Origin of the sequence: Clostridium ljungdahlii DSM 13528 (assembly GCF_000143685.1) — a bacterium.
GTDB lineage: Bacteria > Bacillota > Clostridia > Clostridiales > Clostridiaceae > Clostridium_B > Clostridium_B ljungdahlii.
In genome coordinates, this window is the sequence record NC_014328.1 from 3,019,245 (window position 1) to 3,037,747 (window position 18,503).

At 30.5% G+C, this 18,503-nt stretch carries 20 protein-coding genes and 3 pseudogenes; 6 read left to right on the forward strand and 17 right to left on the reverse strand.

Annotated features, from left to right (window positions below; genetic code table 11):
- Positions 1 to 61 precede the first annotated feature (61 nt).
- The 6 genes from trxA to CLJU_RS13505 form a co-directional block, all read right to left on the reverse strand.
- Positions 62 to 385 (reverse strand): thioredoxin TrxA, encoded by a 324-nt coding sequence (trxA, locus tag CLJU_RS13475; protein WP_013239379.1) that lies wholly within the window; start codon positions 383 to 385, stop codon positions 62 to 64.
- A gap of 14 nt (positions 386 to 399) precedes the next feature.
- Complete coding sequence (trxB, locus tag CLJU_RS13480) at positions 400 to 1,347, reverse strand: thioredoxin-disulfide reductase (protein WP_013239380.1); 948 nt, start codon at positions 1,345 to 1,347, stop codon at positions 400 to 402.
- A gap of 95 nt (positions 1,348 to 1,442) precedes the next feature.
- A complete protein-coding gene (locus tag CLJU_RS13485; protein WP_013239381.1) occupies positions 1,443 to 2,933 on the reverse strand; it encodes a glycine betaine uptake BCCT transporter in 1,491 nt (496 codons plus the stop codon).
- Positions 2,934 to 3,009: 76 nt separating this feature from the next.
- The gene (gene grdH, locus CLJU_RS13495) at positions 3,010 to 4,323 is read right to left on the reverse strand and encodes a betaine reductase selenoprotein B (RefSeq protein WP_013239382.1); all 1,314 of its coding nucleotides are present in this window, start codon (positions 4,321 to 4,323) and stop codon (positions 3,010 to 3,012) included.
- 15 nt (positions 4,324 to 4,338) lie between these two features.
- The gene (locus CLJU_RS13500) at positions 4,339 to 5,664 is read right to left on the reverse strand and encodes a glycine/sarcosine/betaine reductase component B subunit (RefSeq protein WP_013239383.1); all 1,326 of its coding nucleotides are present in this window, start codon (positions 5,662 to 5,664) and stop codon (positions 4,339 to 4,341) included.
- A 262-nt stretch (positions 5,665 to 5,926) separates the two neighbouring features.
- Positions 5,927 to 6,265 (reverse strand): nitrilase-related carbon-nitrogen hydrolase, encoded by a 339-nt coding sequence (locus CLJU_RS13505; RefSeq protein ID WP_013239384.1) that lies wholly within the window; start codon positions 6,263 to 6,265, stop codon positions 5,927 to 5,929.
- Positions 6,266 to 6,627: 362 nt separating this feature from the next.
- Between CLJU_RS13505 and CLJU_RS13510 the strand changes: the two genes are divergently transcribed.
- On the forward strand, positions 6,628 to 7,767 hold the full coding sequence (locus tag CLJU_RS13510; RefSeq protein ID WP_148222380.1) for a GGDEF domain-containing protein: 1,140 nt from the start codon (positions 6,628 to 6,630) through the stop codon (positions 7,765 to 7,767).
- 82 nt (positions 7,768 to 7,849) lie between these two features.
- Here the strand turns inward: CLJU_RS13510 and CLJU_RS22635 are convergent, their stop codons facing one another.
- The 3 genes from CLJU_RS22635 to CLJU_RS13520 form a co-directional block, all read right to left on the reverse strand.
- Positions 7,850 to 8,002: a hypothetical protein gene (locus tag CLJU_RS22635; RefSeq protein ID WP_156496172.1), complete on the reverse strand. Its 153-nt coding sequence runs from the start codon at positions 8,000 to 8,002 to the stop codon at positions 7,850 to 7,852.
- Between the two features lie 370 nt (positions 8,003 to 8,372).
- Positions 8,373 to 8,561 (reverse strand): Spo0E family sporulation regulatory protein-aspartic acid phosphatase, encoded by a 189-nt coding sequence (locus CLJU_RS13515; RefSeq protein ID WP_041705136.1) that lies wholly within the window; start codon positions 8,559 to 8,561, stop codon positions 8,373 to 8,375.
- Positions 8,562 to 8,777: 216 nt separating this feature from the next.
- The gene (locus tag CLJU_RS13520; protein WP_192847929.1) at positions 8,778 to 8,969 is read right to left on the reverse strand and encodes a helix-turn-helix domain-containing protein; all 192 of its coding nucleotides are present in this window, start codon (positions 8,967 to 8,969) and stop codon (positions 8,778 to 8,780) included.
- 166 nt (positions 8,970 to 9,135) lie between these two features.
- On the opposite strand from CLJU_RS13520, the gene CLJU_RS13525 reads away from it, so the two are divergent.
- From CLJU_RS13525 to CLJU_RS13540, 4 genes are all read left to right on the forward strand, one after another.
- On the forward strand, positions 9,136 to 9,495 hold the full coding sequence (locus CLJU_RS13525; protein WP_013239386.1) for a helix-turn-helix domain-containing protein: 360 nt from the start codon (positions 9,136 to 9,138) through the stop codon (positions 9,493 to 9,495).
- 106 nt (positions 9,496 to 9,601) lie between these two features.
- Positions 9,602 to 9,871 carry a YdcF family protein gene (locus CLJU_RS13530; RefSeq protein WP_013239387.1) on the forward strand — a complete coding sequence of 90 codons (270 nt, stop codon included), beginning with the start codon at positions 9,602 to 9,604 and terminating at the stop codon, positions 9,869 to 9,871.
- Positions 9,872 to 10,315: 444 nt separating this feature from the next.
- Positions 10,316 to 11,128, forward strand: a complete 813-nt coding sequence (locus CLJU_RS13535) for an alpha/beta fold hydrolase (RefSeq protein WP_013239388.1) — start codon at positions 10,316 to 10,318, stop codon at positions 11,126 to 11,128.
- A 67-nt stretch (positions 11,129 to 11,195) separates the two neighbouring features.
- On the forward strand, positions 11,196 to 11,945 hold the full coding sequence (locus CLJU_RS13540; protein WP_013239389.1) for a GNAT family N-acetyltransferase: 750 nt from the start codon (positions 11,196 to 11,198) through the stop codon (positions 11,943 to 11,945).
- Between the two features lie 207 nt (positions 11,946 to 12,152).
- Here the strand turns inward: CLJU_RS13540 and CLJU_RS13545 are convergent, their stop codons facing one another.
- From CLJU_RS13545 to CLJU_RS13565, 6 genes and pseudogenes are all read right to left on the reverse strand, one after another.
- Positions 12,153 to 12,434 (reverse strand): cell wall-binding repeat-containing protein, encoded by a 282-nt coding sequence (locus CLJU_RS13545; RefSeq protein WP_013239390.1) that lies wholly within the window; start codon positions 12,432 to 12,434, stop codon positions 12,153 to 12,155.
- An 864-nt stretch (positions 12,435 to 13,298) separates the two neighbouring features.
- Positions 13,299 to 13,705, reverse strand: a pseudogene (locus CLJU_RS23340) (TraG/TraD/VirD4 family protein).
- Between the two features lie 30 nt (positions 13,706 to 13,735).
- Positions 13,736 to 13,909 (reverse strand): hypothetical protein, encoded by a 174-nt coding sequence (locus CLJU_RS22640; RefSeq protein WP_156496171.1) that lies wholly within the window; start codon positions 13,907 to 13,909, stop codon positions 13,736 to 13,738.
- Between the two features lie 181 nt (positions 13,910 to 14,090).
- Positions 14,091 to 14,270, reverse strand: a complete 180-nt coding sequence (locus tag CLJU_RS23345; RefSeq protein ID WP_081442105.1) for a M28 family peptidase — start codon at positions 14,268 to 14,270, stop codon at positions 14,091 to 14,093.
- Positions 14,271 to 15,018: 748 nt separating this feature from the next.
- Complete coding sequence (locus CLJU_RS13560; protein ID WP_013239392.1) at positions 15,019 to 15,564, reverse strand: histidine phosphatase family protein; 546 nt, start codon at positions 15,562 to 15,564, stop codon at positions 15,019 to 15,021.
- Positions 15,565 to 16,023: 459 nt separating this feature from the next.
- Positions 16,024 to 16,470 carry a DUF3788 domain-containing protein gene (locus CLJU_RS13565; protein ID WP_013239393.1) on the reverse strand — a complete coding sequence of 149 codons (447 nt, stop codon included), beginning with the start codon at positions 16,468 to 16,470 and terminating at the stop codon, positions 16,024 to 16,026.
- Positions 16,471 to 16,896: 426 nt separating this feature from the next.
- On the opposite strand from CLJU_RS13565, the pseudogene CLJU_RS22960 reads away from it, so the two are divergent.
- Positions 16,897 to 16,995, forward strand: a pseudogene (locus CLJU_RS22960) (LexA family protein); the annotation flags it as partial.
- Between the two features lie 9 nt (positions 16,996 to 17,004).
- Here CLJU_RS22960 and CLJU_RS13570 read toward each other — a convergent pair.
- Both CLJU_RS13570 and CLJU_RS22325 read right to left on the reverse strand, forming a co-directional pair.
- The gene (locus tag CLJU_RS13570) at positions 17,005 to 18,039 is read right to left on the reverse strand and encodes a helix-turn-helix domain-containing protein (RefSeq protein ID WP_013239394.1); all 1,035 of its coding nucleotides are present in this window, start codon (positions 18,037 to 18,039) and stop codon (positions 17,005 to 17,007) included.
- A 259-nt stretch (positions 18,040 to 18,298) separates the two neighbouring features.
- Positions 18,299 to 18,430, reverse strand: a pseudogene (locus tag CLJU_RS22325) (EamA family transporter); the annotation flags it as partial.
- Positions 18,431 to 18,503 lie beyond the last annotated feature (73 nt).

Genomic DNA, 18,503 nt, shown 5'->3' on the forward strand with positions numbered 1-18,503 from the left:
TTGCTCCCACTCATAAATTATCTGTTAAAGGCCATTTAGGCCTTCAATATAATAAATTTAATTAAGCATTTATATTTTTAACAATCATTGCTTCAATGTTTGCTTTTGTAGCATCATCCTTTATTACTTCTTCAATTTTTTCTCCATCTTTATAAAGTACAATTGTAGGAAGTCCAAGTACTCTTTGTGAAATAGCTAATCTTCTAGCCTTTGTAGTATTTAATTTGCAAAATTTAACTTTTCCTTCAAATTTAACTGATAATTCTTCTATATCTGGCAATAAAGCTTGACAAGGTACACAACCATCTCCATAATAATCAACAAGTGTATAACCTTTAGATTCTAAAACTTCACCTTTAAATGTCTCTTTGTCTAAAATTATCATATTAACTTCATCCTCTATTCTTCAAAATTATTTTCTATATATTTCTCTGCTTGCACAGCAGCTATAGCACCATCAGCAGCAGCTGTAACTACCTGTCTCAATGGTTTTTCCCTAATATCTCCTGCTGCAAATACACCTTCAATATTAGTTTCCATCTTATCATTAGTTATAATATATCCTGCTTCATCAATATCAACTAGTTCTTTAACTAATTGATTTGTAGGTAAATAACCAACGAATACAAATATTCCAAAAGTTCCATCTTCTTCATCTGCAAAATATTCACTCAATTCACCTGTTTTAGTATCCTTAAATACTGCTGACTGTACTATTCCATCACCTTTTATTTCAGTGATTACTGAGTTCCACTTTATTTCAATTTTAGGATTTTTAAAAGCCTTTTCTTGTATTGATTTTGCAGCCCTTAATTCATCTCTTCTATGAACTATAGTAACCTTTTTAGCAAACTTTGTTAAATAAATAGCTTCCTCAATAGCTGAGTCTCCTCCACCTACTACAAAAACTTCTAAATCCTCAAAAAATTCAGCATCACAAGTTGCACAGTAAGATACACCTTTACCTATCAATTCATTTTCTCCTGGACAACCAATTTTTCTAGGGTTAGCTCCTGTAGCAATAATTATAGATTTAGCATAATATTCTTCTTTTTCACCTTTTAATTTTTTTATCTTTCCAGTAAAATCAACTTGTTTTATGTTATCTTTTTTTCTTTCAGCACCAAAACTTTCAACCTGCTCTTCCATTCGACCAATTAAACTTGGTCCTGTAGCATCTTTTATTGATCCTGGATAATTAGCTACTTCATCTGTGATTACAATTTGTCCGCCTACCTTGCTTCTCTCCAGTATCAAAGTTTTTAATCTAGCTCTTGCTGAGTATATAGCTGCTGAAAGCCCTGCAGGACCAGAACCGATTATAATGACATCATAAATATTATTCATATAGCACCTTCTTTCCTAATGTTTCAATAATATTTACTTACTACTTGGGTAAATATACTTTTAGTTCAACATTTTTAGATACTACTATTTCTTCTTCAAACTTTCTCTTCTTGAAGAGCTTTAAATATGCTGTAACACATAACAAGCATAATCAGCATGAACGGAAAAGCAGCAGCAATAGAAGCCGTCTGAAGTGTCTTTATTGCAGCAGTGCCTCCTACTAAAATAATCATTATAGTAACAGCTCCCTGAACAATTCCCCAAAAACCACAAAGTTTTTTACTTGGATTTAAGTCTCCTCCTGATGTAAGCATACTAAGTACATAAGTTGCTGAATTAGCAGCTCCTGCAAAGGACGTAACAATCAGTATAATCGCCAATGGTGCAGTGATAACATAAAGTGGTAGATGCTGTAATGTTACAAATAAAGCAGTCGAAATATTAGTTTTAACAGCTGCCTGAATTGCACCGTGTGACAATGCATCTAAATTAAATGCAGCTCCACCATAGATTGCAAGCCATAAGAAGCAGAAACCAGAAGGCAAGAACACTGATGCAAGTATGAATTCACGAATAGTACGGCCTCTGGAAACACGTGCTATGAACTGACCTACAAATCCTGCCCACGCAATATACCAGGCTCTGTAGAATATCGGCCAGGCTTTAGTCCATTCAATATTGCCCATCCACAAACTCTGTCCGATAAAATTTTGAATATAATCACCAAGCGTATGAGTAAAAGTATTTAGTATAAATACCATTCCACCAAACAGGAAGATAAATACCATAAATCCAATTGAAAGCCATACCTTCACGTCAGCAACAGCCTGCATAGCCTTATGCAGTCCAGATACAGTAGCAAGCGTAAATATCACTGTCATAATTGCAATAATAACAGCAGTCATACCAGGTGTCGCTGTAATTCCCCAAATATATTGTATTCCTGTAGCAATTTGGCCAGCTCCTAGTCCTAAGCTGGTTGCTACTCCAAACATCGTAGCAAATACTGCTAATATATCGATAGTTTTACCGATAGGTCCGTGAATACGCTCACCAAGAATTGGATAAAAAGCTGAGCTGATTAAACATGGAAGACCTTTTCGATACTGAAAATAACCAAGAGCTAAACCGCAAACCGCATAAATAATCCAAACATGAATACCGAAATCATTAAATACAATCCTCATGGCATCATGCATAGCTTGTGGAGTTCCTGGTTGTGCCACAGGTGGTGCCATATAATGACTCATCGGTTCAGCAATGGACCAAAAAACCATTCCAATGCCCATTCCCCCTCCAAATAGCATAGTAAACCACTGGAAAGTTGTAAATTCCGGTTTTTCATCATTTTTTCCCAGCTTAATTTTACCATAGCGGCTGAGGGCAATAACAGATATAAATATTGTAAATATAAATACTGATAAAAGATATAGCCAACCAAAATTAGTAGTTAAAAATGATAACACACTATTCGATGTTTTAGCCATTTGAGAAGGCAGGATTATACTAAATGCTACAAATATCAGAGCTATACCTGCAGAAACATACAGAACAGAACGGCCTTTTGCTTTTTGTTCATTTGACATAATTAATTTTTCCTCCTTCACAAAACTAATCTAAATAGGTCTCATCCATTTTAACAAGACCTATTTAGTTACTGATTTAGATCTTTACTTTAAAAACAGTTTGTTCTTCAATATCAGTTGCAAGAGCATCTAAAGCTACACCTACTCTGTGATATCTTAATTTCCACTGATGCTCTTTAGAATCTGCAGGGTTTCCAAGTGGATATGGAATAGAAATAGTTGGTACTATTCTATTTGAACCTACTGTTGTTGCTACAGGAATCAAATTACACATTTGAACAACTGGGAAGCCAGCTCTTTCAATTTCTTTTACCATTGTTGCACCGCAACGTGTACAAGTTCCTCAGGTGGAAGTTAGTACAACTGCATTTACATCGGCTTCCTTTAGATGCACAATAATTTCTTTTGCCATTCTAGCAGCCTCACCTTGGGTAGTTCCAGTTCCAACTGTAGAGTAGAAATACTCATGGAGTTTACCTATTTTTCCTTCCTTTTCGTATGCTCTTAAAGCATCTAATGGAACTATTACATCTGGATCTGCATCTGCTGCTGCAGGGTCAAACCCTGCATGGATTGTCTTGAAGACTCCTCCTTCTAAATCGTCTAAATTTGATATATCATATCTACCCCATCTTGTTGCTGAAGCAGATTGAATTCTATCAGGGTTATCTACAGGAACTATACCTCCAGTTGTTACACAAGCTATAGTTGCTTTACTTAAATCTTTAATAGCTGGTGCTATTGGAACTCTATCCATTTTAGGAATAGGCAGTTCTGTTTCAAATTTTTCACCATTTAATTTCTTTATCATCATTTCTACTACTCTATCAGCAGCTGGTTTACCTGATTCAAGCCAAACTTGATGTCTTTTTCCTCTTCCATAGTAGCCTTCTTCTTCTGCAGAAAGCAGTTTTTCTCCATTAAGTATTTTATTTCCAAAGTCAGCCATTGCCTTTACATCTTTTCTCATTCTGCTAGCATTATTTCCACCTTTAAAGATATATACATCTTTTTTAAACATCTCAACGCCAGGATTTTCAATGTGCATAGATGATATTACTGGTACATTAAACTTCTCTTTTACAGCTTTACATATAACTCCGCAGGCATTTCCATATCTGCCAGCTTGAAATGCAGGTCCTGCAAAGAATATATCGAATTCTTTACCATCCAAAAATCCTAGTATTTTTTCTACTGCTTCTTTTTCATTTGAACCCATAAAGTTATCCCCACATATTATTGTGTGAGTTACTTCTGCACCTTTAAGTTGTTTATTTAATTCTAAAGCAGGTCCAACTAACCCTTCTCTTATTTCTGGTTGAAAATCTGCCTTATCCTCTCCGCCTATTTGACCAAAGAATTGGTTCAAATATAAAATTGCTTTCTTCATCTAAACTACACCTCCTTAAAAATCTTTCATTGTCTTTGGTGACCAACCAACAATCTGATCTCCACAGAACATAGCATTGTTTTCCATAATAATTGAACCATCTTCTCTTACTGAAGGTCCTAATATTTCATCATTTGCCCAGCCGCCAGACAAACCATCTCTAGCTAAAGATTGTAATTCGCCTATAACAGTTTCCATTGGAGGTAGTTCTATTAATTCTGAAACATTTCCAGTAGAAACTATAGCATCCGCTTTTTCATCAAGAGCAACCAAAGGTTGTGACTCTCCATCTCTACCTGTACATTCATTAGTAATTCCTACAGTTTTAACTCCAGCATCTTCTAAAGCTACTATACATGCTATGAAGTCTGCATCTGGATTTCCATATCCTTCTTCAGCTACGATGGCTCCATCTGCACCTAAGGATTTAGCCATTTGAGCTACAAATAAGGCTGAACGTTTCTTTTGCTCTAATGCTACATTAAGATTGGACATTATAACTCCTAAGAAGTTAAGTGTTTTTCCATGCTCTGCATAAAGTCTTTTAATAGTTGGATTATTTTGAAAATCATAAGTTGACCACTTTGATGAACATGGCATAAAGCTTCCTGAAATCACAGCTCCATCCAATACTTCATTTGGATGCATAAATGTTGGAACCATATGATTTGCATCCCATCCATAAACTAGATCATTATATCCCATTTCTTCCATTTGTGATTGAGGCTGCATAACAAATACAACACCTGGAAGTTTTTTAACAGCTTCATGCCTTTTCATAATAGAATCTAATTCAAAGGTTTCAATATCTTCAGGCTCTAAATCCTTTACACAATTTCCTATATATTCGGCCAGTTTATGTCCCGCCCATCTCAAAGCTTTATTTTTCTTCTGTTGTTCATTCTTTTCAAAGTCCTCATCTGTATCTCCAATAAGAACAATATTTTTTAGCTGTGAAAAATAAGTATACTTAGCTCCTTCACCGCTCATATCAATTAAACCATCCTGAAACCCACCCCAATGCTTACCAACTACAAGCAAGCTGCAATCTTTAAGTGCATGTGTACGTCCATTACCAGCTGGAATTACATCTCCAGTTACTCCTGGAAACAACGTGGTTCCATCAACCTTAACTCTACATTCAATAGCTTCCTTTACTGGAACAAGACGAACTTTATCTCCAGGCTTTACAATTAAAAGATCTGCCTCAGTAATATGCTCATCTTCCAATACATAATCTAAAGCTTCTTTTTTGTTAATTGTTAAAATACCCTCCTTATAGCTTGTTGCTTTACCAAAAACAATATCCTTGACATGAAAGTTTCCAATTTCTAACTTCACCTTTATACCTCCTTTTATAAATTAATTTATTTCTTTACATATTATTTTCAATTCCTTTAAACATTATTCTCAATTTACATAATCCAATAGCACTATTTGTTTTGACATTAGCATAACTATTATCATGATTAAATTTTCCGATAGATTTTATTTTAGCTACTTAAGCAAGAACTAATATTTTAAACATTGGAGATAAATATGATTAAAAAAGCAATTAAAAAACATATAAATATAAGTTATTTTATTGATGCAGCTTCTAAAATTATGGATGAAGCTTGAAAGCAGATAAATGCAAATTTTCTTCTATTCCAACTCTATTTACACCTATAGTAAAAAGTACATTTCCAAGAGCTCTCTGAGCAAGATTGAGATCCCACATATATTCATCTTGTATTCTCCATGCTGCAGGAATAAACACCATATCTGCTCCTTCAAGTGCCAATGTTCTACATACTTCTGGAAATCCAGCATTATAACATATAATAATCCCTATTTTTCCTAACTTAGTGTTAAAAACTTTATAGTCTGACCCTTCCCTTTCCTCTACATCTCCAAGCTTTGAATTCATTTGAACCAACCCTACATTGACAGTTTTACTCATTTAACCATCCTCTTAATTTTTTTGATTTATTTATTGTTTAGATGATAACAAAAGCTTTCAGTAATTAATATAAGCACTTTCATAAAAAAGCCACAGTTTTTTATGATAATTCATAAAAGAAGTAAGCACATTACTTAAATCTTACAATATCAAAATATATCAGTAATTTATAAATTTATTTCATTATTGTTTTAATGATATAATTATATTAAAACTAAGAGTGAAAAAATAATTATTTTTTCGACATATTTAAACAAATAAATAGTAAATTCGTTTCTGTTAAATGTAAAGTCCGTATAATACTATCCGAATATCATATAGACTTAATATTTAACAAAATCATTTTGAGTAGAGAGGTGTATATGATGATTATTGAATTTTTTATCAATTCCTGTGTTTTTATAACCTCTATAAGTGTCCTTAGTATTTTTTTTAAAGATAAAATACTAATTTCAAAGTCATCAACAACTATACGTGAAAAACTCTTTATTGGTATGATTGGTGGTTTACTAGAAATATTATTGATATTATTTCCTATAAAAGTTATGCCTGATTTATCAATCAATTTTCATGCTCTACCAATTATTTTATCATCCATTTATGGAGGAACTTTATCTACGATTGTAACTACTGTTATAATTAATGTTCTATTTTACTTGATATTCAGGTTTTCTATAGTTTCTATATTTTTTTTAGTGATTAATTTGTTTTTAATAATTGGATTTATTTTTATCTCAAATACTAAAACAACAATAAAAAATAAATGGGTTTATTCTACTTTATATTCATTGGTAGTAAGCTCTATTGGAAGTATAATTCTTATAAAAAATACACAGCTGCTAGTTCAGTTTTTAATAATTTACTACCTTAATAATTTACTTTTAACATATTTTGTATATAAATTCATGGAACATTTATCAAAAGCTTTTGAAGCATATAGAACCCTTAGAACTGAAGCTTCAATAGATTTTTTAACTGGCTTGAATAACGTAAGGCAATTTAATAAAAGTTTACATCGAATTAGCATCGCAGTACAAAAAAAAGAGGAAATTCAATATTTGTCATTAATATTTTTAGATATTGACTATTTTAAAGAAATAAATGATAAGTATGGTCATGGTTCAGGTGATATTGTATTGAAAAATTTGGCTAACATTCTAACCAACACCTGCCGAGCCTTTGATATCATATCCCGTAATGGTGGTGAAGAATTTTCTGTATTACTATTAAATTGTCCAACTGCAGACGCAATCCAAGTTGCTGAAAGAATAAGACAAAATGTTGAAGCTTATTCATTTCATATTTCTAATAAAACTACTATTCATATAACAATTTCAATAGGGGTTTCAACTTATCCTAGTCTAACTAACAATATAGATAATCTACTTAGTGATGCAGATACTGCTCTATATAAAGCTAAAAATGAAGGTAGAAATAAAATAATTCTATATAAAGGTAATTCGCTACAAAATGGTTTTAATCGTTATAACATTGTCCCATAGTATTATATATTTTACATAAAAATGAAGTCCAGAATAGCTTTTTTCACAAGCTCAAAAAATAGCATGTGGAAAATATCTTTTTCTAAAGATATTTTCCACATGCCCATAATTGGTTATTATATTGTACTAAAAATATGAAGCTTCTATAATATAAGCTTCTTAAAAAATGTTTTATTATACTATATAACCCTGCTTTATTACTAGCCGTAGCTCTTATATCTTTTTCACTTAACATTAGTTCTTCCCCTCGCTGCCAATCTAACAGGTAATACAATTCCTGCGTAATTATTATTCTTTTTCTTTCTTATAAGTACTGGAGATGTCTTATTTGAAAAAGAAAATTCTTTACCTTTCCTTTAGAACACTTAGTTAACAAATCAAGTTTGCCACTTGTCATAAATGAAAGCTTAACAAATTTATTGCTTTCTCCTGTCAATATGGCTGAAGTTCTATTTAATGCAATCAACAACTTCAACCTATTTACATTGCTTTAAAATTTGATATTTCTTGCAGTATAAAGTTAAAGAGACTCCCATTAAAAATAAGAACCTCTCTGATTTTATGAAATAAAATTGTGTTTTTCTATAAATTTCGAATAAAATACTTCAAATTTCTTGATTAAAATTCTTAATATAGTCAACTATAACATTATCAAGTTCTTCACTTGCGGCCAATATATCTTTATTTTTTTCAATATCTTTGCATTCTACATTTTTGATGATATAATTATTAAGTTTTTCTCTCAAATTTTCTATCTTTTCTTTAATTATCAATCTATCTTTTACTTCATTCAAAATATATCGTCCCCTAACATCTTGCTAATATCTGCATTACTTGTTATTTATCTTTCACATAAAAAATGGTGGATAGTTTTGGGAGTATATTGGTATAAAGGAAACAAAAATATAATATGTATTATTTATACACATTTAATTCTATTATTAATATCAGTTATTTTATACTATAAATTGTCATCATTTTTCATCACCTCAAATATTAATTATTTAACATTAGAGAAATTTTCTAATATCCACTTCTAAAATTTTCGATAGTTTGTCCAATGTTTTTATTGAAGGATTTGTTCTTCCAACCTCAACATCTGAAAGATATGTATTAGAAATACCTGCCTTCTTTGCTAACTCATACTGTTTTAATCTTCTTTTCAATCTCTCTTCCTTAACCTTTTTACCTATATTGTCCAAATTTACCACCTCCATAATATTATTATACGATTTTGACGTATTAATTCAAGCAATAGTTATGTTATTTGCGTAATATCTGTAATTTTTTCTTGCTATTTTACATTCTTTCTGATTTTGTTTATACTCTAATTATTACGTTATTTACGGAATAAAAGAGGCTTATATTATGAGTATAATAGGAACTAAATTAAGAAAGATTAGAAAAGCAACTGGACTTTCACTAAAACAATTATCTACTAAAATTAATGGTAAAATATCTATATCCTTTTTAAGTGATATTGAAAATGGCAGAAGTAATCCTTCCTTTGAAAATCTAAAGCTTATTGCTGCTGCCCTTGAAACCCCAGTTTCTTATTTCATAGAAGATTCAAAGGATAGTATATTCTCTAGCACCATTGATGATGCAGATTTTATTCACATAATTAATCTGCTCCAGGACTTTAAAGATTGGAATATAGAAGATAAAAAAGAACTTCTATTCTATTTAAAGGCTAAGAAAGTTATCAGAGATAGCAACCATCAGTGAAATTTATACACTATATGTTTACCAAAATATAATTTAATACATAAAAGTAAAGAACTATGAAACATATATAAATAAATTATACGCAATGAATGGAGTATAAAAGAAAATGGATGCTAATATTTTTATTCTTTTATTAAAGTATATAGCAATAAGTGTTTTTATTCTTATTATCATAATCCTTGTATTAATCAACTTATATCCACTTTTATTTTATAAGTCTCCCGAAACAAAATTGAAAATGAATAGATTTGATGTGATAATTATTTTAGGCTTTCATGCATTACAGGATGGAAAACCTTCTCCTATAATGAGAGAAAGAGTTGTAAAAGCAGTTGAATTATTTAATAAAGGATATGCTAATAACATTATATGGTAGGGTGGAGGAGTCTCTACTAAATATATTGAAGCAAATGTTATGACTATTTGATAAATAAAACACACTATCACTCCTATTTATTAATACTTTAGAAGGGATGGGTTCGAAGGCAAAGCCCCTATAAAGATATAAGGATATGCTTAAAATTGATATGATATATATTTAAGATAAGCTGTTTTCTTTACCCTACATTTACATGATAATGAAAATTTGAAAAATAAACTTGTTTATAAAATTATTTTTTTATTGACTCAAATTTCACTTTTATTGGTGTTATAATTTTATTATAATTTGATATTTTTGGAGATTGAAATAAAGGCTATTCAAAATAATAAATCAATGCGGCTTATGAAAAATATAAAACAACTCAATAAATAGTAATTTATCAGAAATGGTTGCAAGGTTATTTAATGTTTTATGTATACGGAAGCGAGGTTATATAAGGTGAAGGGTAAGGAGTTAAAGACAAGAAGAGGCATCGTTTATTATTGGATTAGTCGTAACAAAAATCCGCACACAAAATGTATCGTTTTTACGCATGGAGTAACCGCCGATCACTCTATGTTTGAAAAACAAGTTGAATACTTTAAACAAGAATATACAGTAATTACATGGGATGTTCCTCTCCATGGTCTTTCACGCCCATATTCAAATTTTACATATGAAAATTGTGCACATGATCTAATGAGAATATTGGATCAGGAAAAAGTTGATAAGGTAATATTGGTCGGGATGTCTATGGGTGGTTATCCCAGTCAGGAGTTCGCGTTTCGTTATGCTGAAAAAGTAGAAGGTTTTATAGCACTTGATACCACACCTTTTGGTATTAGCTATTACTCAGGATTAGATATTTGGTGGTTAAAACATATTGCTTTACTAGCAAAATGTTTTTCAAAAAATGCTTTGCGAAAAAGCATGGCAAAATCCGTTTCCAGAACGAAGTATTCATATGACAAGATGATAGAAATGCTTGCACCATTTACAAAATCACAAATCATTGAACAAATGGATATTGCTTATGGTACCTTTACAAAGGAAAATAAAGATGTTAGTTTTTCTTTTCCAGTACTGATTTTGCTTGGCGAATTCGATAAAACTGGAAAGGTAAATCAATATTGTCAAGCATGGTCAAAGAAAGAGGGATATCCGCTCCATATAATAAATAATGCAGCACATTTTTCAAACGGAGACAATCCAGAACAGGTAAATTCTGAGATACAGGAATTTATAAGTAAATTAGGCAATTACAACGTATAGGACTTACAAATTTCAACTTAAGACTAAGTATTATAAATAGTAATTTATAAGAGAGGAAAATTAAAATATGTGTACTGATTTTGTTAACTTAACAACAGAAAATCTTTCTAATGAACATTTATGCTGTATTATACGCAGTAAAAAACCCCACCAAGGTATTGACAAAAAAAGGCGATGGCTTTCTGATAGACTAAATGAAGGTCACGTTTTTAGAAAGTTAAATGAAAAGGCAACAGTTTTTATTGAATATGCCCCTGTTGAAACAGCTTGGGTCCCTATAACTGGTGATAACTATTACTATATATATTGTCTATGGGTTTCTGGTTGTTATAAAGGAAAAGGGTATGGTAAATCACTAATGGAGTATTGCTTGGCAGATGCAAGAGAAAATGGTAAATCAGGCATTTGCATGCTCGGAGCAAAGAAACAAAAACATTGGCTTTCTGATCAATCATTTGCAAAGAAGTTTGGTTTTGAGGTTGTTGATACTACCGACAATGGATATGAACTGCTTGCACTTTCTTTTGATGGAACAACACCAAAGTTCACACAAAATTCTAAAAAACAAGAAATTGAATGTAGAGATTTAACAATTTATTATGATATGCAATGCCCTTATATCTATCAAAATATTGAGAAGATAAAACAGTATTGTGAAATGAATGATGTTCCTGCATCTTTAATTCAAGTGGATATACTACAAAAAGCAAAGGAATTGCCTTGTGTTTTTAATAACTATGCTGTGTTTTATAAAGGGAAATTTGAAACAGTGAATCTATTAGATATCGGAAGTTTAAAGAGAATACTCAAGAAATGAGAATACAATTTTGGGTTTTCCATTTGATAATTAGGACTGTCTATTAAAAAGAAGTGTCATCTGAATGTATGATGGAGCTATAGCTATATAGGTGTTATCTCATCTACAAAACCTTGCGATATAACCCCAGGTCCACCCACTAACTCTAAATCAGTTGTTTGTAGAGTATTAATTCTTACATATTCTATAAGCATTTAATATTGCATCTTAATCGTCTTTATCAATTAATACTAATGGTGCTAAATATTTTTCTGCTGCTGCAGAAGCTACTAATGCATCTGCATATCCTTCACCTGATACTAGTACTACATTGTCTGAAGTTGTCCAGTTTGTTGTTGCAACCTTTGCTACTGTTGCATATCTGTTATCACCACTTACTCTTGTTGGTTGTCCTTGTGCTGCTTTAACAGATCCAACTGATAAAGCTGTCGTTAAAACCACGGTCATAAGTGCAGCTTTAAAAACTGATTTTGCACTTTTCTTGTTCATACTAAAATACCCTCTTCCATATTAAATAACTATTCTTATATGAATATCTTTTCTAAATTAATTATATACCATGTGTTTAGAATTTTTTCATAAAAGGTAAAACCTATTAAAAAAATTCTGATAAGCTTTTTGAGATTGTTTAGGACAGTAACTTATTTGGAATTATATAAATATAAGAGGTGTTATAAATGAAATTTAATAAAAGAATCATAATACTAGATATCCTAATATTAATAGTACCTATAATTATAATCATTTTGTTAATGCCAATTCTGCCTGATAAAATATCAATTCATAGAGGGCTAACTAATAGATATAGTGATAAGAAATATTTCTTTTAGGATTACTACCATATATCTTTATCTGCCTGTTTTTCATCCTGCTGCCATTCTTTACTCCAAAACCACACCTGATCTTTTTGGACTACGACTACTGGTCTAATTACTATTTTATTATCTTTAGCATAAATATCTATATTGTCACCAATTTTTTAATTTAACTTTTTTATTACTTCTTTTGGAATTGTAATCTGAGATTTTTCTCTTAATTAAGTAATAATATAATCTCCTTACTAAATTATTATTTTCTTATTTTCTAATTTTGTTATATACGAATTTTTACTTTTTGTATACAAAAATTTTATTAAATTAACATCTTGTGCTACAAGAGTTAAACCATAATTTTGTTTACTAACTAAGACTATATGATAGATATTAATTCTATCAAGTGGATTATAGAACCAATTTAAATATCAAACTTTATTATAAAACTGCATTTACCAAAATGATCTGTTGTCTTCCTTTTTGGAATTATCTTTATTTTGTTTGGAACTGCTGCTTTTAGCACCATAATTGTCAAGAAAACTTAATTAGGTATCCTTTTATCAAGCTTAAGAAGTTCATCAGGGTTCAATAAATTTCTTTTACTTGAAGATGTATTCTTTGAGCCAAAGTCTGTAAGTCCTTCAATTCCTGATTTCCTGTTTTCAGAATGAGTTTCTACTGTAGAATTTTCCATGTGATCAGAAACCTGCTTTGCTGCCACATCATCTGATGTACCCAAAAAAGCTGACTGTCACAATTACCCAAAATCTCTAGCCACGCATTGTTAGGATATCTATTCTGCAGCTGGGCTATATTCTGAAATACTACAAAGCATATTATGCCCCTGGACCTTAATGTAGATATCTTCTTAGTAAAATCAAATATTATACAAAAATAAGCAACCTTTTCATATTTAGGTTCCGTTAGATCTATATCACTTGTTGCTATTAAATTCTAAACTATCTCATTTTGAAAATTCTAAACTATCTCATTTTGAAAAATCTGAAGTTTTGAACCAAGGCCTATAACAATATTTGGTTTTATCTTGTCACTTGCCTGTGAATATATGGCATAAGGCATTTTAGCTGGATTTGTATAACCAAGCCGTGCAAACATGGCATCAAGTGTTAATACATCTTTTGTAGCCAGCATTGAATAAGCTGTTGCCAGATTCCTATCTTCTTTTGGTAATACAGTTACTACATTAAAGTACCAGTGCCTTTAAAAGATTCATCTCTGACTTGTCCCAGAATTCATTCACTCTTAATTATTCTTTTTATCATCAGGTGACAAATTTTTTATGTAATGTCTGGAGCCTAATCCTCCTATTTCTTCACCTCCAAAAAAAAACAAATCTTAATTCATACTCACTTGATACATTTTTTAATAATCTAGCTGTCTCCATAACTACTGAAACCCCAGAAGCATTGTCGTTTGCTCCTACGGAGTTCCTCTCACAATCATAATGTGCACAAATAACAATAATTCCTTTATTTATAGTTTGATTTATTATTTCTAGTTGCTATTAAATTTTGACTGTTACTTACTCCTGTTTTATCATTTTCCGTACGATTGGATAAAGAAAATGTCTGTATCTGCGTTAATTAAAACCATTTCTCTAGTTTAATAGGACACTAAATAAGAATATTATTATTCCCAATTTACTTTCAGTTGAACTTTTTATGTTTAATATAGTTCTTGAATGCATACAATATTGAAAATTCTACAACTAAAATAATAAGATTTGCTGCCAGTATAATTAATACTTGTTTCCATAATTCCAACGTTGTAAATGATAATGCATAAAAATAACATAATATTGAAACAACAAATATATTTAAATATAAAATATTTTGCTTCTTTATACATTTGCCTTTATTCATCTAATTCACCTTCTTCACAAAAATTTACTTTTACATCACATAATTAAGAATATTATTTGCTCTTATATATTCACCTATCCCTCATTTCATCTATAATTAATTACCTCACTTCCCAACAAATTTTATTTAATATAATTAGAACGTATTAAATTACAAATGTATTATTTATTTTATTATACAATATATTATTGTATAAACTTGCTATCAATCATCAAAATACAATACTTCTTAAATATCCATGCCCTATTTGCTTAATTAGAGCCAGGTTAAAAGTTTATGGTGAACTGTCAATAATATATGATGGCAGGTTACCTGAGTAAAATGTTTATAAAAATAACGCCTTTTTTCTTAGGCGTTACTGACATACTCATTTTTAAATCACCTGGGTAAATTAGCCAAATCTTTCAGAGACAGCTTGGTGATGATTTCATACCCTTTACCTCGTCCCAATGGCTTTATAATTACTGTTCCCATATCTGTAATTTGACCCAAACCGATTCCCTGTGGAAAACTGTGGGAAATAATAACCTTATTGCTTCCTTGAGGAGGGATGACTTCTAATTGTAATTGAAAATAATCTAATATTCTTTTCTGTTCTGCAGTGAGCAAATTTCCACTTAACCTATAGATTTGAAAAAGAAATGGATCAATTTGTATATTGTCTCTTCCAAAAGCTAACCGACCCGTTTCTATGGCTCTGCAAAAGGGGCTAGTCAGAACAGGGTAACTAACAGGAATACCCAGAATGCGAAATAGTTGTCCATAATAAATCGCTTGTCTTCTTCCGGCTTCGGAAAGATTTCTTTGGGTATTACAGTAATAAAAATTCAAATTAGGCTGGTCCTCTCCAACTGTCGCTTCCCCATGCTTAGCATATAATATATATCCTCCACTCCTAAGTAAATTTAATAATGAACTATTCAAAGTAACTTCTCCTTCTACATATAACTTCTATATTGTTACTAATATATGATATTTGCTTTAAATTGTTCAAATTTATATATCTAGTATTTCAATAGTTAAATTTAGCCCATTTCTATATTCACCAATACATATTTAGAAACATATACTAAATCAATGAGTATTTATAATTTATCTCAATTTACCCCAACAGAAATAAACATTAGGTCTTTAAACATCACACAAAAAATCAGCTATACAAACTAAAAATTACTGCTATTATTGAAGCTATGCTATATGACAAAATTATCTCGACGTAGCTCATAAGAAAAACTTCAGCTAACGTAGATGATACTATTACAATTTCATGTAGTGATCGGGCTTTATTTCATAAAAACCACCTAGAAGTGGTAATACCAGCAAATATGTCACCAGTGGCAAAGTAGTAAAACTATGGCAATTAATTATTACACCCTACACACATTACCTTTGCTTAGGCTTTTTCTTAATGCACACGAGTTTCTGGACATCCATCAGTTCATTATCATTTTCTACCCTGTAATGTATCCAACCACCATCACCACATGGATAACGATTTTCCCATAGTTTTTTTGTTTTAGGAATCATTTTATCCAACTCTTTATACAGCTTTTTTAATTCATTTTTTCCTATTGTTATTGTGACTGTAAATGAACCTCTTTCAAAAAATACATAACACAATAATTTATTTTTATGGCTATATTTATACCCCCACCCATAGTTGTTGCCAAATGGAAATTTTAATTCACGAATTAAATCATAACTATCATGTAAAAATGTTTCAAGTTTTGATAGCCTGTTATAAGCTTCTTTCCCTAGAAAATCACCTATTTCTAAAGACGTAGGAATTACATTCTTATCCATAAACCTTTCAACTGTACTCGTATACATAATTAGCACTCCTTTGTTACAAGTATTCATAGTTCATAAATTCAATTTCAATAAGATATCATTATACTCCATTTTACCCAAATTATATTATTTTCTAAAGTCATTTCTATAATCAAATAATTTAAATATTTCATATTATTAGCTTATAAATTTCTATCTATACATTATAGTAACATATTAAATATGACACCTGTATGTCATAACAACTTACAACTGCAAATTTATTCTATTATACAACATATTATTATAGAAGCTTGCTATCAATCAAAAAATATAACATTTCTTAAAATATTTCATGCCTTATTTGGTTAACTAGAACCAATTATTTATCGGTATTAGAACATATGTTTGTTAAAATAATATTTAATACTATAAAGCCATTGACTAAAGGGGTGCGTTTATGTTAAACAGAAAGGGATCTAATCAATTAAAGATTTATACTTTATAAAATTGTATATTAACCAAAAAGAATATTCTCCATCCATAAGAGAAATATGTAAAGCTGTAGGATTAAATTCTATATCAATTTTAGTATTATTCCAGCAGAAATTTTATTCTAGGATCATCTTTTACAAAATCAAGTTTTTTGTCTTTTTTAATTCTCATTTTTGCTAACCTTTCATATTTATCTTTGTTCCAACTATTGGATGACTTCCATTTTCTATGCTTATATAGCTTTGACTTCATATTATCCATACTGTCTGCTTCGTTTACCATATTTATAATCGTCTCTATAGTTTTTTCTTTATCTTGTTTTTCCACTGCTAAATATAAATCTAATTCATCTTTCTGATACAATCCTAAATCAAACACCTCAACTACACTTTTTGCACGCTCTGTGTATTCTTCTGCCTCAGTAAATTTATTTTCTTTTAATAGCATCTTTATTATAAAAGATAAAGCTACCAATGCTTCATGTGCATCTCTAAATAATATGTATTCACAAACGTTGTAAGCCTCATCAAATTTTCCACTGCTTTCAAGTAGTAGTACCTGTTGAATTTTTTTCTCCGTGTCTAGATCCATATCTGGAACTTTATCTAATATTTCTTGAGCTTTTTCATAATCTTTTTTCTCTCTATATATTGCAGATAGTGATATCTTTGCCATAGAAGCTGTCTTTTCATTGCTACTTGCTGCTGCAAGTTCAATCCAAGCAATAATTTTCTCCTCATATTTATCCTTTTCTTCCAATGTGTGTGTAGCTAAAAATAACCTTAATATTGATGATATTCTGAGTATTAATTCATCACTGATTGAATACTGTTTGATTAAATCACTGCCTCTTTCAAAAGCCTTTTTAAAACCCTCTCTTGATGCTATTTCACTAACTTCTTTCCCAAATTTATTAACCTCTGTCTCTGTTAATTTTTCATTAAATGCTAATAGAGTATTAACATCAATTTTCAGAACACGTGCGAGAGGTGATAGCAACGTTATATCTGGATATGATATTCCATTTTCCCACTTGTTCACTGCCGGTGCACTAATATTTAAATAATTAGCAACTTGTTCTTGAGTAAGATTTTCTTTTTTTCTACAATTTCTAATAACTTCACTTATTCTCATAAAATAAACTCCTTCACTTATCTATACATTTAGTTAACTTCAACCCCTGTTAATTAAATCATATCAAAGCTACATAGTTTAAACAATTGAAGCATTTTCATTTTTTGTTCACAAAAATTAACTATTGGTTAACTTAGTTTTCTTGATAAAATATTCAGAATCTTACTTATGATACAGTATTTTCACTTATAAATATAGCCCTACCAAAGTTATCCCAATGATTAAGGCTAAAAAAGAAGAATTAATTATAAAATTGGAATAATAAAATTAATCCTGATGCTAATAGACGAATCACCACGAGCCACTCTGGACTAAAATCTTTTTCCTGAAACAAGTATTGTGCAGCAGTACCTGATATTCCCCATAACATGGCACCTATGATTACAAGCATTATTCCTTTTATTCTCGACTGAAACTTTCACTAAACTCTCACTCACTTTCTTTGCAATTATTCTGAATAAACT

Bases quoted from the DNA above. Each gene is read 5' to 3' on its own strand.
- trxA (WP_013239379.1), bottom strand. From the start codon at position 385: ATGATAATTTTAGACAAAGAGACATTTAAAGGTGAAGTTTTAGAATCT.
- trxB (WP_013239380.1), bottom strand. From the start codon at position 1,347: ATGAATAATATTTATGATGTCATTATAATCGGTTCTGGTCCTGCAGGG.
- CLJU_RS13485 (WP_013239381.1), bottom strand. From the start codon at position 2,933: ATGTCAAATGAACAAAAAGCAAAAGGCCGTTCTGTTCTGTATGTTTCT.
- CLJU_RS13505 (WP_013239384.1), bottom strand. From the start codon at position 6,265: ATGAGTAAAACTGTCAATGTAGGGTTGGTTCAAATGAATTCAAAGCTT.
- CLJU_RS13510 (WP_148222380.1), top strand. From the start codon at position 6,628: ATGATGATTATTGAATTTTTTATCAATTCCTGTGTTTTTATAACCTCT.
- CLJU_RS22635 (WP_156496172.1), bottom strand. From the start codon at position 8,002: ATGTTAAGTGAAAAAGATATAAGAGCTACGGCTAGTAATAAAGCAGGG.
- CLJU_RS13525 (WP_013239386.1), top strand. From the start codon at position 9,136: ATGAGTATAATAGGAACTAAATTAAGAAAGATTAGAAAAGCAACTGGA.
- CLJU_RS13530 (WP_013239387.1), top strand. From the start codon at position 9,602: ATGGATGCTAATATTTTTATTCTTTTATTAAAGTATATAGCAATAAGT.
- CLJU_RS13540 (WP_013239389.1), top strand. From the start codon at position 11,196: ATGTGTACTGATTTTGTTAACTTAACAACAGAAAATCTTTCTAATGAA.
- CLJU_RS13545 (WP_013239390.1), bottom strand. From the start codon at position 12,434: ATGAACAAGAAAAGTGCAAAATCAGTTTTTAAAGCTGCACTTATGACC.
- CLJU_RS22640 (WP_156496171.1), bottom strand. From the start codon at position 13,909: ATGCTGGCTACAAAAGATGTATTAACACTTGATGCCATGTTTGCACGG.
- CLJU_RS13565 (WP_013239393.1), bottom strand. From the start codon at position 16,470: ATGTATACGAGTACAGTTGAAAGGTTTATGGATAAGAATGTAATTCCT.
- CLJU_RS13570 (WP_013239394.1), bottom strand. From the start codon at position 18,039: ATGAGAATAAGTGAAGTTATTAGAAATTGTAGAAAAAAAGAAAATCTT.